General features: G+C 22.9%; 13 protein-coding genes and 1 pseudogene. 3 read left to right on the top strand and 11 right to left on the bottom strand.

The features are described 5' to 3' along the window. Positions 1-108: 108 nt before the first annotated feature. Complete coding sequence (gene rsmA, locus APCICONF2801_RS00470) at positions 109-945, bottom strand: 16S rRNA (adenine(1518)-N(6)/adenine(1519)-N(6))-dimethyltransferase RsmA (RefSeq protein WP_075431753.1); 837 nt, start codon at positions 943-945, stop codon at positions 109-111. Positions 946-1,229: 284 nt separating this feature from the next. Between rsmA and APCICONF2801_RS00465 the strand changes: the two genes are divergently transcribed. Further along, positions 1,230-1,883: a DedA family protein gene (locus APCICONF2801_RS00465; RefSeq protein ID WP_075431751.1), complete on the top strand. Its 654-nt coding sequence runs from the start codon at positions 1,230-1,232 to the stop codon at positions 1,881-1,883. Positions 1,884-2,281: 398 nt separating this feature from the next. On the opposite strand, the gene rplY is transcribed toward APCICONF2801_RS00465, so the two are convergent. Together rplY and nfo are read right to left on the bottom strand one after the other, a co-directional pair. Beyond that, the gene (rplY, locus tag APCICONF2801_RS00460; protein ID WP_075431749.1) at positions 2,282-2,584 is read right to left on the bottom strand and encodes a 50S ribosomal protein L25; all 303 of its coding nucleotides are present in this window, start codon (positions 2,582-2,584) and stop codon (positions 2,282-2,284) included. Between the two features lie 111 nt (positions 2,585-2,695). After that, a pseudogene (gene nfo, locus APCICONF2801_RS00455) lies at positions 2,696-3,563 on the bottom strand (deoxyribonuclease IV). Positions 3,564-3,768: 205 nt separating this feature from the next. Here nfo and glyQ point away from each other — a divergent pair. After that, positions 3,769-4,644, top strand: coding sequence for a glycine--tRNA ligase subunit alpha (gene glyQ / locus APCICONF2801_RS00450; protein WP_075431747.1), 876 nt, complete (start codon positions 3,769-3,771; stop codon positions 4,642-4,644). 41 nt (positions 4,645-4,685) lie between these two features. Next, positions 4,686-6,767: a glycine--tRNA ligase subunit beta gene (gene glyS, locus APCICONF2801_RS00445; protein ID WP_075431745.1), complete on the top strand. Its 2,082-nt coding sequence runs from the start codon at positions 4,686-4,688 to the stop codon at positions 6,765-6,767. A gap of 308 nt (positions 6,768-7,075) precedes the next feature. Here glyS and APCICONF2801_RS00440 read toward each other — a convergent pair whose 3' ends face one another. The 8 genes from APCICONF2801_RS00440 to APCICONF2801_RS00405 form a co-directional block, all read right to left on the bottom strand. Beyond that, entirely contained in the window at positions 7,076-7,384 is a 309-nt protein-coding gene (locus APCICONF2801_RS00440) for an integration host factor subunit alpha (RefSeq protein ID WP_075431743.1), read from the bottom strand. 5 nt (positions 7,385-7,389) lie between these two features. Further along, a complete protein-coding gene (gene pheT / locus APCICONF2801_RS00435) occupies positions 7,390-9,777 on the bottom strand; it encodes a phenylalanine--tRNA ligase subunit beta (protein ID WP_075431741.1) in 2,388 nt (795 codons plus the stop codon). 16 nt (positions 9,778-9,793) lie between these two features. After that, the gene (gene pheS / locus APCICONF2801_RS00430; RefSeq protein ID WP_082252710.1) at positions 9,794-10,801 is read right to left on the bottom strand and encodes a phenylalanine--tRNA ligase subunit alpha; all 1,008 of its coding nucleotides are present in this window, start codon (positions 10,799-10,801) and stop codon (positions 9,794-9,796) included. Between the two features lie 128 nt (positions 10,802-10,929). Further along, positions 10,930-11,292, bottom strand: a complete 363-nt coding sequence (gene rplT, locus APCICONF2801_RS00425) for a 50S ribosomal protein L20 (protein ID WP_075431738.1) — start codon at positions 11,290-11,292, stop codon at positions 10,930-10,932. 63 nt (positions 11,293-11,355) lie between these two features. Further along, the gene (gene rpmI / locus APCICONF2801_RS00420) at positions 11,356-11,553 is read right to left on the bottom strand and encodes a 50S ribosomal protein L35 (protein WP_075431736.1); all 198 of its coding nucleotides are present in this window, start codon (positions 11,551-11,553) and stop codon (positions 11,356-11,358) included. 68 nt (positions 11,554-11,621) lie between these two features. Continuing rightward, positions 11,622-12,161: a translation initiation factor IF-3 gene (gene infC, locus APCICONF2801_RS00415; protein ID WP_075431734.1), complete on the bottom strand. Its 540-nt coding sequence runs from the start codon at positions 12,159-12,161 to the stop codon at positions 11,622-11,624. 3 nt (positions 12,162-12,164) lie between these two features. After that, positions 12,165-14,102, bottom strand: a complete 1,938-nt coding sequence (gene thrS, locus APCICONF2801_RS00410) for a threonine--tRNA ligase (RefSeq protein ID WP_075431732.1) — start codon at positions 14,100-14,102, stop codon at positions 12,165-12,167. A gap of 213 nt (positions 14,103-14,315) precedes the next feature. After that, on the bottom strand, positions 14,316-15,362 hold the full coding sequence (locus APCICONF2801_RS00405; RefSeq protein ID WP_075431730.1) for a 3-deoxy-7-phosphoheptulonate synthase: 1,047 nt from the start codon (positions 15,360-15,362) through the stop codon (positions 14,316-14,318). Positions 15,363-15,742: the final 380 nt, after the last annotated feature.

Below are 15,742 nucleotides of genomic sequence, written 5' to 3'. Positions count from 1 at the left end.
AACCCTTAATTTTACAAAAACAAAAAAAGAACAATTCTTTTAAAATAGAAAATTTATTTAAAATTTAAATATTTTTTTAAAAAATAATAACATTTTTTCTAAATTTTTTTAATTCTTTTCCATTTTTTTAATATAATATTCCGTTAATTTAAAATATTGTTCAACAGATATATTTTCAGCTCTTTGAAAAATATTGATCCCAAAACAAGATAGTTCTTCTCTATGAAATAAACGACATAAACTATTTTTTAATATTTTACGTCGATGTTGAAATGCTATTTGAGTAATATAAGTAATTGCCAAAATATATTTTTTAATATCATATTTATATACTTGATTATTAATTGGAGAAAATTTTAAAAATACTGAATCGACTTTCGGAATAGGAAAAAAATAAAATTTACTTACGGATAACATAGATTTAACATGAAAAAAAAATTGTACAATAATACTAAGCCGACCATATTTTTTTTTATTAGGTTGAGCCAATATACGAAGCGCTACTTCTTTTTGAAACATAAAATGCATATCATATATTTTTATTTTATAACTTAATAAATATAATAAAAATTCTGTAGCAATATTATACGGTAAATTCCCAAAAAAACGTAAAAACTTTGTATCGGTATTTGTATTATATTTATTAAAAAACAAACTATAATCAAACGTCATAGCATTTGCAAGAATAATTCTAACACGATTTTTAAAAGAATATTGACATAATATAGGAATTAATTTTTCATCAATTTCTAAAATAATTAATTCTTTTACTATCTGACTAACAGGATAAGTAATAGCTCCTAAACCTGGTCCAATCTCTAAAATTCGATCATAATATTGCACATTAAGAATCGTAGTAATAGCATTAATTATATTTTTACTAATTAAAAAATTTTGTCCTAATTTTTTATTAGGACTATATAAATAAGATTTTTTGAAATTCATATTGAACACTCAATATAATAGTTTTTTATAATATTTATTATATAAATAAATTAAATTATTAAAATTTTAAAAAAAAATAAAAGATAAAAAACTATAAAATTAGATAAAATAAAATAAGTTGATTCATCAATACATTCATAGTATGGTAATAATAGAATTCTCAAAAAATAAAAATAAAAAAAATATTTACTCAAAAAAGATCTAATTGAATAAAATAAATAATTTTATGAAGTAAAAATAATTTAAAATAATTCTATTTTGTACTGCCTACAGCTTATTACCTTATGAGAAAAAAAAAAATTATGGAATCTTGTTTAACCTATATAGCCCATCTTGCTATCAATCATCTAAATATTATTGTTTTTATCATGTCATTTTTAGAATCGCTAGCATTACTTGGATTAGTATTACCAGGTCTAGTAATTATGAGCGGATTTGGAACATTAATCGGAAATGGTCAATTAAATTTTTATTATGCATGGATATGTAGTGTTTCAGGATGTATTCTTGGTGATATTTTTTCTTATTATTTTGGAATAAAATTTAGTAAAAAAATCAATAAAATAATTTTATTACAAATAAATAAAAATTTTATTGAAAAAATAAAAAATTTATTATGTCGATATAATTTCATTACAATCTTTATCGGAAAATTTATTGGTCCTGCTCGACCATTAATACCAATGTTATCCGGGGTATTACAGTTATCTTTTTATAAATTTTTAATGCCAAATATTTTAGCATGTATCCTGTGGCCAATCATTTATTTTTTTCCAGGAATTTTTACATTAATGATTTTTAAATTTTTTAAAAAAACGACAAAAAAAAAATATTTTTTTAGTATGATACTAATTTTAATTAGTATAATTATATTATTTTTTTATTTTTTCTATCGTTATTGGTATATTAGAAAAAAAATAAAAAAAATAATTAAATAATTTTAATTTTTTCAATTGTCAATTATAGTTTATTTTTTTTTTATTTTTTTGATTATTTTTATAAAAAATTTATATATTCAGTAAAAGAAAAAAATACAAAATTAGTAATCTCTATTAAATAAAATCCCAACTATAAAAAAATTATCATAATATATTAAAATTATTAATTCAATTAAATTACTATAATTAAATAAAAATCGGCACGAAAAAATACAATTATCTGTATATTTACCTTCCCGTTATATCAAATAAATTTTAGTACGTGCCGATAATTCTATATTATATAATATATTTAATATTAATAAGTTTTAATATTAATTAAAATAAAAAAACATAAAAAAAATGAATATTTATATATCGTTAAACTAAAAAATAAAATATTCAAACTGACATGGATTTTATGAAAGACTTATATAAATAAAATCTATGTGCAATATACGGAGCTTAAATGCATGACGTTGAATTTCTTTTACTCGAACTATATATTTTTGTCGATCAATAACCAATAATATATTTTCTGAATAAAATTCATTTTTTTTTTGTAAATGAAAAATTTTATCATGTAGCATAGTAATTAATATAGGAGATTTAATTAAAGAATTTCCATATATAATGCCTGGTAATTGATTATGAAACTTACGTATATGACGACTATAACTGGTACCGTTTTGATAACGTAGAATAGCATTTAGTGTAATCATTTATATCTCTAAAATTAAATTATTGAATTTCAAAAAAAATAAAGATGTTTATTTTATTTTTTAAAAATTTTTAATATATCTATTTATATATCAAATATTTTTTTCAGTTGTTTAAATTATATTAAAGTGATTATTTAAAGATTCTTTTTTTAACCATTTTATTTCATTTTTCCATAAATTCATATTTTTTGTTTCTAAAATAAATGGTATTTTATTAAACTGTATAACTTTCATAAACCAAGAAAATGTTTCTTTTTTTATTTTTCCATATCCCAAATTTTGATGTCGATCTAATCGACTATGTAAATCACCTAAAGAATCATTTAAATGTATACCCCGTAAATAATGCATACCAATAATATCATTAAAATGCTTAAAAATATTCAAGAAACTAGAAAAACATCCAATATTGTATCCAGAAGAAAACAAATGACAACTATCCAAACATACGCCAATACGAGATTTATCTTCTATATGTCGGATAATATATGCTAAATGTTCAAAACAATAACCTATAGCACTACCTTGTCCTGCTGTATTTTCTAAAACTATTGTAACATTATTAGTTTTACTTAATACAATATTAATAGAGCTAACAATATTATTTAAACACGATTTTTCTGTAATTTTTTGTAAATGATTTCCTGGATGAATATTAAGCATCGATAATTTTAAATTTTCACAACATATTAATTCATTAATTAAAGCATTACAGGATTTTTTGCGAATATCAATATCCGGATTACCTATATTCATCAAATAATTACCATGCGGTAAAATTTGTTCTGAACAATATCCATATAATGAACAAAACTTATGAAAAAGATTAATGGTATTTTGATTTAAAAGTGCAGGTTTCCATTGCCTTTGATTTTTTAAAAAAAAAAGAAAATGCAGTAGCTCCTAAATTATGCGCTCGTATAATAGCTTTTTCTAATCCTCCAGCTATACTCACATGCGCGCCAATATATCGTAACATAATTAAAAACCTTCATCAAAAAGTATACATACGTCTATTATATTATTTTATAAATATATAAAATATTTTTCTGAAATTATATTTCTAAAATAGAAAATGATGTACTATAAATAGTAAGTAAATATAATTTTTATATTATAACAATGTATTTGAAATAAATATTATTTAATTATAAAAAATTAACATTTTTATAGGGTACACTTGAATGATTCATAAAAATCAAAAAACATTTTATTCTCTTATTCAAAAATTACAAAAATTTTGGTTTAATCAAGGTTGTATTATTTTGCAACCTCTTGATATCTCAGTTGGTGCTGGAACATTTCATCATAAAACTTTTTTTAATGTAATTGGATCTAAAAATATTTCTTTAGCATATGTGCAACCTTCTAGACGCCCATCAGACGGAAGATATATGAAAAACCCAAACAGACTCCAACATTATTATCAATTTCAAGTGATTATTAAACCTATACCTAATACGATTCAAGATATTTTTTTAGCTTCTTTAAAAGAAATAGGAATTAACGGTCAAGAAAATGATATTAGATTTATGGAGGATAATTGGAAAAATCCAACTTTAGGAGCATCCGGGCTAGGTTGGGAAATCTGGCTAAATGGCATGGAAATAACACAATTTACATATTTTCAACAAATGGGCGGTTTAAATTGTCATCCAGCTACTGTAGAAATCACATACGGATTAGAAAGAATTGCGATGCAAATTCAAAGAAAAAAAAATATATATGATATTATTTGGTCTGAATCTAATCAAAAAAAAACTACATATGCAGAACTTTTTTACCATGACGAAAAAGAAAATTCAATATACAATTTTGAGTGTTCTAATACTATACTATTATCTCAATTATTTCTTTTGCATATAAAAGAAGCTGATAGATTAATTCAATCTTCTACGTCATTATCAATTCCAGCATATGAACACATGCTTCATTCCATTCATTATTTTAATTTATTAGATTGCAAAAAAATTCTTTCTACTACAGAACGCATGGATTATATATTAAAAATACGGTCTCAAATTAAAAAAATCGCGCAAGAATATATAGCTAGAAAATAAAATTAATATCTTTTAAGATACATAAAAAAAGGTTATTTCATATGAAAAAATCAGATTTTTTATTAGAGTTACGCATAGAAGATTTACCAGCAAAAGAACTAAAAAATATTTCAGAATCATTTTTTATGATATTTAAAAACATATTAAAAAAGAACAAAATTAAATATGATAAAATTTCATTGTTTTCTACTCCACGAAGATTAGCGGTTACCATTAATACCATAAAATATATTCAAGAAAATAAAAAAATCCGTAAAAAAGGACCTTTATGGAAATATTGTTTTAATGATAAAAATCAAGTTACACCAATCGCTATGGCATGGATAAAACATTGCGGTATTAACATCGAAGATGCTGAATCTACCATTATTAATAAAAAAAGATATTTAACATATCAAACTACATATAAAACAATCTCATTATTAGAAATTTTAAAAAAAATCATTCTCTATGTTTTAATGCGTATTCCATCCAAAAAAACTATGCATTGGAATGAAAAAAAATTTCAATTTTCTCGACCTATTCGAAATATTCTTGCACTATTAAATTCTCAAATTATACCAATAAAATTTTTTCATTTATACTCTAATCGATTTTCTCGAGGACATTTATTTATGCACCCCGAAAAAATTGAAATAAATTTTGCCAAACAATATCGATCAAAATTTTTCTCCCAATTTTATGTAATGATTAATTATAAAAAAAGAAAAAATTTTATAAAAAAAGAAATAGAAAATTTATCTAAAAAATTAAACGGCATTACAAAAATTTGTGATCAACAATTAGACGAAATTACCTCATCAGTAGAATGGCCTGTAATACTACATGGAAGCTTTAATGTAAAATATTTGAAAATACCCAAAAAAATATTAATTCATACTATGGAAATATGCCAGCAATATTTTCCTGTATATGATTCTTTAACGAAAAAAATTACTACTAAATTTATTTTTATTAGTAATACAGAAACAAAAAACCCAAATAAAATAATCGAAGGAAATGAAAATGTTTTACAGTCTAAATTAAGTAATATTATTTTTTTTTTAAAAAAAGATTTAAAAACAAAAATATTTGATAGATTACTTTTATTAAAAAATATATGTTTTAAAGAAAACTTAGGAACTATGTATGATAAAACTAATCGTATGTGTCTATTAAGTATTTTTATTATTAAAAATTTCGAAAAAAAAGTTCAAAAAGAAGATATGAAACGTGCCGCATTATTATCAAAATGTGATTTAACTACATATATGATTATTGAACATCCAGAACTACAGGGTTCTATTGGTATGTATTATGCTATTAAGAACAAAGAAAAAAAAGAAGTCGCTTTAGCGATTAAAGAACAATATTTACCTAATGCTTCAAACGCTAAATTGCCTACACAACCTATTTCTTATGCCCTGAGTATTGCTGAAAAAATGGATACAATTACTGGAATTTTTAGCCTTGAAAAAAATTCAAAAAACCATAATGATCCATTCGCCTTACGTAGAGCTGCTATTGGTATTATTCATATAATTATAGAAAAAAAAATAAAAATAAATTTAATTAAATTGATTAAAAAATCAATCAATTTATATCCCAAAATAATAAACCCAAAAAAACTAAAAAATATTATTTTGAAATTTCTTTTATCAAAATATAAATATTTTTTTATAAAAAAAGGATATGAAAAGAAAATTATAAAATCAATTTTTTCTTTAAATATTCATGATTGTATTGAAATTAATACAAGAATTTCTATTCTTGAAAAATTTTACCGTAATAATAAGATGAATAAAATAATACAAACTTTTAAAAGAATTGAAAATATCTTAAAAAAACAACCAGATTATTCCACTATTTATTGTTTATTCCCTACATTTGAAAAAAATAAAAATATTTCTGAAATAGAAAATAATCTAATTAAGACTCTAGATAAAATTCAAAATAATATTAAAAAAAAGAAAAGTTATTTAACTATTTTTACCCAAATAGAAAAATTAATTGTTAAAATAAACAAATTTTTTGAAAAATCTTATATTTACGATAAAAATAAAGAGAAACATCTTTTGAGAATATCGATATTAAAATATATAAAAAATATATTTTTATATACAGCTAATTTTTATTATTTATAAGAGTTTATCAAAAAAAATAATTGATAAAAATATTTATGATCCAATTAATTTGGATCATTTTTCATAAAAAATACTTAATAAAAGATTTGTCTATATTTATTAATTAAGAATATAAAAAAATATTTTTATCAAAGATAAAAATATTTTATAAAACGCTATTTTTTTCAATTTTAATAAATAATCATACTAAATAAAACGATCAATATTTTATAACATCTACTTAATACTAGACTTCTAAAATATTTATAAAAAAATCTTTTTATAAATACTAAATAAATAAAAAGATATATTATAATATTTAAAAAATATTATTTATTTTTAGCACTCATATATTTTAAAGTTCCAACTCGTTTTCGAAGTTTTTGTCCTGGTTTAAAAATAACTACTCTTCTAGCTGTAATTGGAATATTTTCACCTGTTTTAGGATTTCGCCCGGGTCGTGATTTTTTATTTCGTAAATAAAAATTTCCAAATCCTGATAATTTTACCGGTTCTCCAGATTCCAATGAAAGACGCACTTCTTCAAAAAAAACTTCGACTAACTCTTTAATATCCTGACGATTTAATTCAAATTTATTAAACAAATATTCGGAAAGTTCCGCTTTAGTTAATACCATAAAATTTAATCTCTCAAAATAGCTTGAAATTTGGTTTGTAATGCTATAACACATCTTTGAATATTAGTATTAATTTCACGGTCTATTAACATATTTTTTTTATTTTCAAAAATAAAACGAATAGAAATACTTTTTTTATCTTTTGGAATATTTATATTATGATAAACATCATATATATATATTTCAACATTTTTTAAAGATACATTTTTTTTACAAATATCAATAATGTCACTACTTTTAATAAAATCTGATACAATAATTGAAATATCTCTTTTACTTACTGGTAAATCAGAAATCGGACTAATAAATACTTTCTTTTTTAAAGAAAAACGAGTATAGAATATTTCAAATAAAATAACAGAATCAATTAAGTTAAACTGCTCATGTAATGCATCGTCTAGTATTCCTATACGACCTACTAATTTATTAGCAAGATAAATACCAGCGCTAGATGCTTTATCTAAACCATGAAATTTTTCTGAAACAAATGTAATTAATTCTACATATCCAAATATTTTGAATATAGATTCAACCACACCTTTTAAATCATAAAAATCAAATTTTCTATATTTTATATTCCAAGTATGTTCATTAAAATAACCACTAATAGCACCAGATATATGTTCTTCTTGATTTATACCTAAATTTTTTTCTATATCAGATAAAAAACATAATCCATTTTCAAAAATTCTAATTGATTTATTTTGACGATTTTGATTATATGCAACGCAACGAATTAAACCGATCCATAAAGATAAACGCATCGCGGACATATCTAAAGAAATAGGATTTATAATATTAAAAAATTTTTTTTTGGGAAATATTAATTTTTGTAATTCAGAATTAATAAAACTATATGAAATAATTTCATAATACCCTTGATTTACTAAAAATGATTTAATACAAAATAATTTTCTATTCTCATAATTAGAATCTTTTTGTATAATAAATTGATTGATAGGAGTAGTAATAATAGTATTTTCGCAATCATATATACGTACTATCTCACCAATAACATCTTCTTCAATCTGAATATCTGTACGCCAAAAAGGTGGGGTTACAAAAAAAATATTATTATTTTTATATAAATATTGAAATTTACACTGTTTTAAAATTTTTATCATTTTTTGGATAGTAAAAAAATAACCGGTAATTTTATTAAATTTTTCAAGAGTTAAAACAATAGTGGGTATTAAAAATTTCTTTAAAAAAGAATTTTTTATTTTGATTTCTGTGCACAAACCACCAAATATTTTGATAATTAATGCTGTACAATACTCCATTGTATTCCGTTGTAACTCAGGAATAATATTATATTTTGGATAATCAATATTATGATCGTGATTTTTTATTATTAAAGAGTAATTCTGTAAATAAGAAGAATGCACACATAAAGAACCTAAAAAAATATTTTTTGTATTCAGAGTTACTGATGCATTTTGCATAAATTCCATATCATGACTTGATAAAATTTTAATTTCGTCAGAAAGAACAAAAAAATTGGTAGATATATTTAATTCATTATTCTTTAGATCTTTTTGATTATATTGATATTTTAAAAATAAATTTCCACATAAAAGATCCGCATCTAATATATGAATCCAGTAACCAGTTTCTATAAAAATATAATGCATAATATCTAATAAAACATTGTCATGACATGACAATCCAAATTTTCTTAAACGTTCATATATTTTAAAGGGTAAAGGTTTATGTAAATTAACAGAATAAATTTCTCGAAAAATATATTGCACTGGAGTCTTGTAAAGATCAATAGAAATATCACGTCGATATTTTATCTCAGTAATAGAAAAAGGTCTATGTATTATTTCAGGTAATAATGCATGATGCACTACCGCAATATCTCGAGAAATCCCTAAAACAGAACGTAAATCTATACGATTCATCGGAAAAGTTACTTTAATAATATTTTTATATAAATAATTAAAAAAATTTGTACCGATTTTTATGTGATTAAATGAAATTATTAAATTATCACGTGTTAATTGTATCCCTAAATCTTTAAAAGAACAAAACTTTCCAAAAGAAAAAAAACCAGAAATCAGTTTTACTTGAATAATTAAATCATTTAATAATTTTGCTCCAACAAGCGCAACTAAAATTTTTGTTCCGTTACAAAAATCTTTATTTTGATCTATAATCTGAATAACTTTATTTTTTTGAATTTGTACTTGATATATTACATACTTTAAATTTTTTTTATGAATAATCTTTGATATTATTCTTCCAACAATAACTTGACTAAAAAAAACTTTTTCTTTTTCTGGTATTTTTTCTACTTCTAAGCCAGATTGAGTCATTTTTTCATATAAATTATGATTTAAGATAGATGAATCCATCCATTTATGAAACCATTCTGCTCCAAATTTCATTGATAAATTCTCGCTATTAAACAAATTGTTTTAAAAAACGTATATCATTTTCAAAAAAAGAACGGATATCAAGTATTGAATACTTTAACATAGCCATTCTTTCAACTCCTATACCAAATGCACAAGCTGAATATTTTTTAATATTAATATCAAAATTTTTCAAAACATTAGGGTGTATCATACCAAAACCTAAAATTTCTAACCAATCTCCTGAAGAATTTTTAATATCCATTTCCGCTGAGGGTATAGTAAAAGGAAAATAAGAGCTTCTAAAACGAAAGATAAGATTTTTCTTCTGAAAAAAGTGACATATAAATTTTTTTAATATCCATTTAATATTAGCAAAAGAAATAAATTTATCAATTATTAAACCTTCAATTTGATGAAACATCGGAGTATGTGTTTGATCGGAATCTCGACGATAAACTTTTCCTGGAACGATAAATCTCATTGGACAAGAATTTTTTTCTAAAATTCTAATTTGCATATTAGATGTTTGTGTACGCAATAAACGTATAGAATCTAACCAAAAAGTATCTCTTTTTCCTCTAGATGGATGATTTTTCGGAACATTTAAAGCATCAAAATTATGATAGCTATCTTCTATCTCTGGTCCTTGATATGTTAAAAAACCAAGATGATAAAAAAAATTTTGAATTTCCTGAATAACTAAATTAATAGGATGTAAACAACCATATTCAATTTTTCTACCTACTAATGTCACATCAAATTTTTTTTTATTAATATTTTTTTTTATTATATAATCTTGAATATATTTCTTTCTTAATAAAAAGTTTAATTGAAATTTTTTTTTTGCATTGTTTAAAATTTTGCTATACTTAATTTTTATATCAAATTTTAAAAAGGATAACTTTTTTAAATAATACAATAAAAAACTATTTTTCCCTAAATATTTAGATTTACATTGATCTAATTCATGATTATTTTTTGTTTTTTTTAAATCAGATAAAAATGAAACAAATAATTGATCGATATAATTAATTAATTCAATTTCAGATTTCAAATTTTACACCAAAATGATAAATTGATAAAAATATGTATTTAAATACATAAGACTTTAAAAGCAGTTTATTAAAAAGGGAGATTTGATTTCTCCCTTATAGATAATTTTTTAAAAATATTCTTTATTTTCTAAGAACTATATAATGCTTCTTTTGATTTTTCAACTAATAACTTAAAAGAAAATTTATCAAAAACTGCGGTGTCCGATAACATTTTGCGATTAATAGAAATTGATGCTTTTTTTAAACCGTATATAAATTTACTATATGAAAGATTATAATTTTGTGTTGCGGCATTAATTCTAATAATCCATAATTTTCTAAACTGTCGTTTTTTTTGCCGTCTATCACGATAAGCATATTGCCCCGCTTTAATAACAGCCTGACAAGCTACTCGATAAACACGAGAACGTGCTCCATAATATCCTTTAGCTTGTTTTAAAATTTTTTTATGACGTGCGTGAGCTGTAACGCCTCTTTTAATACGTGCCATAAATAATAACCTCTTAGTCTTATTATCAGGATATATATATTAATATAATAATCCTTTTTTTACTTATCCATATGGAAAAAAAGATACCACTTTATTCTGATCAGAAGGCGATACCAAAATTTTAGAACGAAGATGACGTTTAAAAGAAGTGGTTTTTTTTGTTAAAATATGTCGTAAATTTGCTTTTTTACGTTTAAATTTCCCAGTAGAGGTTTTTTTAAATCGTTTTGCAGCGCTACGTAATGTTTTCATTTTAAGCATAAAAAACTCCAAAAAAAATAAAATATTTTTTAAAATAAAAATAAATTTTATCTATAAATATATTGATGTTATACCTTTTTAGGCGCTAACATCATAACCATTTGACGAGATTCAATTCTGGTAGGAAAAAATTCTACAATAGATATTTCATCTAAATCCTGTTTAATACGTAATAATAAATTTTTTCCAATATATTGATGCGCCATCTCACGACCACGAAATCTCAAAGTAATTTTTACCTTATCACCATCTTTTAAAAATCTTACTAAATTACGTAATTTTACCTTATAATCCCCTTCTCCAGTGCTAGGTCTAAATTTAATTTCCTTAATATGTACTACTTTTTGTTTTTTCTTTTGTTGTTTAAGGGTTTTACTTTTTTCATAAAGAAATTTTCCATAATTCATAATCTTACAAACTGGAGGTTCAGCATTTGGGCTAATTTCTACTAAATCCATTCCAAATTCTAAAGCTTTAGCTAAAGCATCTTTTAAATTAATAATACCCATAGAGTCACCATTAAAATTCGTTAGTCGAACTTTTAATGCACGAATTTCATAATTGATGCGGTGGGGATGTATTAATTGATTTTTCTTTCCGAATTTAATACTTTATTCCTCCTTATTAAAATCATAACACTTACGATCAGAAATAATTTTTTTTATTTTCTTGATAAAACTATCAATTTTTTGCTCTTTAAATTGATGTCCTGAACGCAATCGAATAGTTAAAAAATTATTTTTTTCTTCTGAATCGCCACATATTAATAGATATGGTATATATTTTATAACATATGTACGTATTTTAAAATTTATACTAGAATCAGTAGTATCATAAATAGTACGAATATTGTTGCTTTTTAAAATATTAAAAACTTTTTTAACAAAATGATTGTTTTTTCTAGAGACGCTTATTACTACTGCATGTATCGGAGATAACCATACAGGTAATTTTCCATTATATTCCTCAATTAAAATTCCAATGAAACGCTCAATAGAACCTAAAAAAGCACGATGTATAATTATAGGAGATCTTCGAATATTATTTTGATCGATATAAAATGCTTTTAATTTACGAGCTAAATAAAAATCTAATTGAATAGTACCACATTGCCATAATCTTTTTAAACTATCTTCTAAAACGATTTCAATTTTAGGCCCATAAAAAGCACCTTCACCTTTTTGATATACAAAAGGTAATTTATTTTCTATTAAAACAGATTCCAAATCTTTTTCCGCTTGATCCCATAGTGTATCTTTTCCAATACGTTTTATTGGTCGTGTAGAAAATTTTACGGTAATATTTTTAAAACCAAATGTATTATATAATTCAAATAATATTTTAATACAATAGTTTAATTCAAATTTTACTTGTTCATTTGTACAAAATATATGCGCATCATCTTGTGTAAACCCTCGAACTCTCATTAATCCATGTAAAGAACCAGATGCTTCTTTACGATGGCAACTTCCAAATTCTGCAATACGTATTGGTAATTCTTTATATGATTTTATACCTTGCTTAAAAATCTGAACATGACCCGGGCAATTCATAGGTTTAATACAATAATCTTGATTTTCAGAATTAGTAATAAAAATTGAATTTTTATAAAACTTCCAATGCCCACTTTTTTCCCATAAAGATTTATCAATAATAATTGGACTTTTTACTTCATTATATAAATATTCTTTTAATTTAAGTCGTATAAATTTTTTTAATTCTTGAAATATAACAAATCCATTTGGGTGCCAAAAAATCATACCGGGAGAATTTTTTTGTATATGATATAAATTTAATCGTTTTGCTATTTTACGATGATCACGTTTTTCCAATTTTTTTAGAGCAGTCATATAATAAGACAACTGATTCTTTGATGCCCATGCAATACCATGAATACGTTGTAACATCTGATTTTCTTCATTATTTTTCCAATAAGCACCGGATATATCTTTAATTATAAAGTTACTACAAAAAGAGATATTAGGAACTAAAGGCATCAGGCAAGCTTCAAAGTATTTTTCATGAAAATATATATTAATTCTTTTAGAGGATATTAGATGTTCTTTTAAAATATCAATTTGATAATTTTCATTATTTTCTTTCAAAAAAGATAAAAACCAACTACTACTGACTTTTTTTTTAACAATATCATATTTTAATGCGATTTTATCTGACATATTTTTTGAAATATTTTGAAGATCATTCATATTCAAAGAAGTTTTGCTATAAAAATCACAAAAAAAACCTGAATCTGATATTTTTCCACCAGCTAGTTTTATAGAGGGCCACATTTGTTTTAAAACATAATTTAATAATTGTATACAAGAATACCTGACCATCGATAAAAATTTTTCATCATTTTGATTAATTAAAATAATGATAGAATCATTAATTATTAAGGTATTCAAATCTATAATTTTTCTACCAATACAGCCAGCTATAAAATGTTCACTCTGACTAATTGGACATAAATCTTTAATAATTTTTTTTAAAGAAACTGCGCGTTTATAAGTTTTACTCATTCCATTACATAACGTAATAACCGGCATTTTTAGTCCTTCACGACTTTATAAAATATAAAAATAATATTTTAATTACTTATTAGATAAATATAACTAATGAAACATTAATAATGCAAAAAAACTGATATTTTAACAAATATGATTTATTTTATTCAAAATTTTTATTTTATTTTTTATAATATTAAAACTAATAAAAAATTCTTTTTAAAAAAAGTAAGAATTTAAAAAAAATAATTTTTTTTAAAAACGTCGATCAACTGATTTTGCTAATTGTTCTAAAATTAAAACACTATCATTCCATCCTAAACAAGGATCAGTAATTGATTGACCGAAAACTAAATTTTTTAATTTATTAACTTTTTGAGAGCCTTCAACTAAAAAACTTTCAATCATAACTCCCACAATAGAAAGCGAACCATCATAAATTTGTTTCGATACAGATTCAGCTACATTATTTTGTCGATAATGTTTTTTTAAAGAATTAGCATGACTAAAATCTATCATTAAAAATTCTTTTAAATGAAATTTTTTTAATTTTTGCGTAGCTAATAAAATATCCTTATGATGATAATTAGGAGTTTTTCCGCCTCTCATAATAATATGTCCATATGGATTACCCGCGGTATAATGAATTGTTATTTTACCATCTTTATTAGGCGCTAAAAATACATGACGAGCTTGTGCTGAACGAATAGCATCAATTGCTATCGAAACATTTCCATCTGTTCCATTTTTAAAACCAATCGGACAAGATAATGCTGAAGCCATTTCACGATGAATCTGACTTTCTGTTGTTCTAGCACCAATAGCCCCCCAACTAATTAAGTCTGCAATATATTGTCCAATTACCATATCAAGAAATTCAGTAGCAGCTGGAACACCTAACATATTAATTTTCAATAATAAATCTCGAGCAATCTCTAAACCCTTATTAACTTTAAAAGTTTCATCCAAATCAGGATCTGAAATTAATCCTTTCCATCCAATCACTGTTCTTGGTTTTTCAAAATAGGTACGCATAACAATTTCTAAGCGTGAAGAAAATTTATTACGTAAAATCTGTAGTTTTCTAGCATATTCTAACGCTGCTACCGGATCATGTATAGAACAAGGTCCGATAACCACTAAAAGCCTTTTGTCTTCACCGGCTAAAATCTGCGCTATATTACTTCTAGTTTTTAAAATCATACTCATAACTGCAGATGTAACTGAATAACGAACAGCTAATTCAGCTGAAGTTATTAAAGGATCAATACGAAAAGTACGTAACTCATCAGTTTTTTTCATAGCGCTCTCTAAAATAATTTTTCATAAAAATAATTAGACATAATTAAATTTTTATGAACACATGAATCTCAATTTATAATAATCAAAAAAAAATAACTTACTAATATATATATATAAATACATGTCAAAATATATATTTTAATTTTTATTTTCATTAATGGAAAAGAAATATTTAAAACCATTATAAAAAATTAATCAATAAAATAAATATTTTTTTTATAGGCAATTATAATTATTAAGTAGGATGAAAAATCATATTCTATATTAAAAAATAAAAAAAAATATATTTTAAAAAATATTATATATTACTTTACTTAAAATTTTTATAATTTTATTATACAATAAAAAAAAAGATACTCTACTATTATATAAAAGTTTAA

Origin of the sequence: Buchnera aphidicola (Cinara confinis), assembly GCF_900128735.1 — a bacterium.
Taxonomy (GTDB): Bacteria; Pseudomonadota; Gammaproteobacteria; order Enterobacterales; family Enterobacteriaceae; genus Buchnera_F; species Buchnera_F aphidicola_L.
This window is presented reverse-complemented; position numbering and strand designations above follow the sequence as displayed.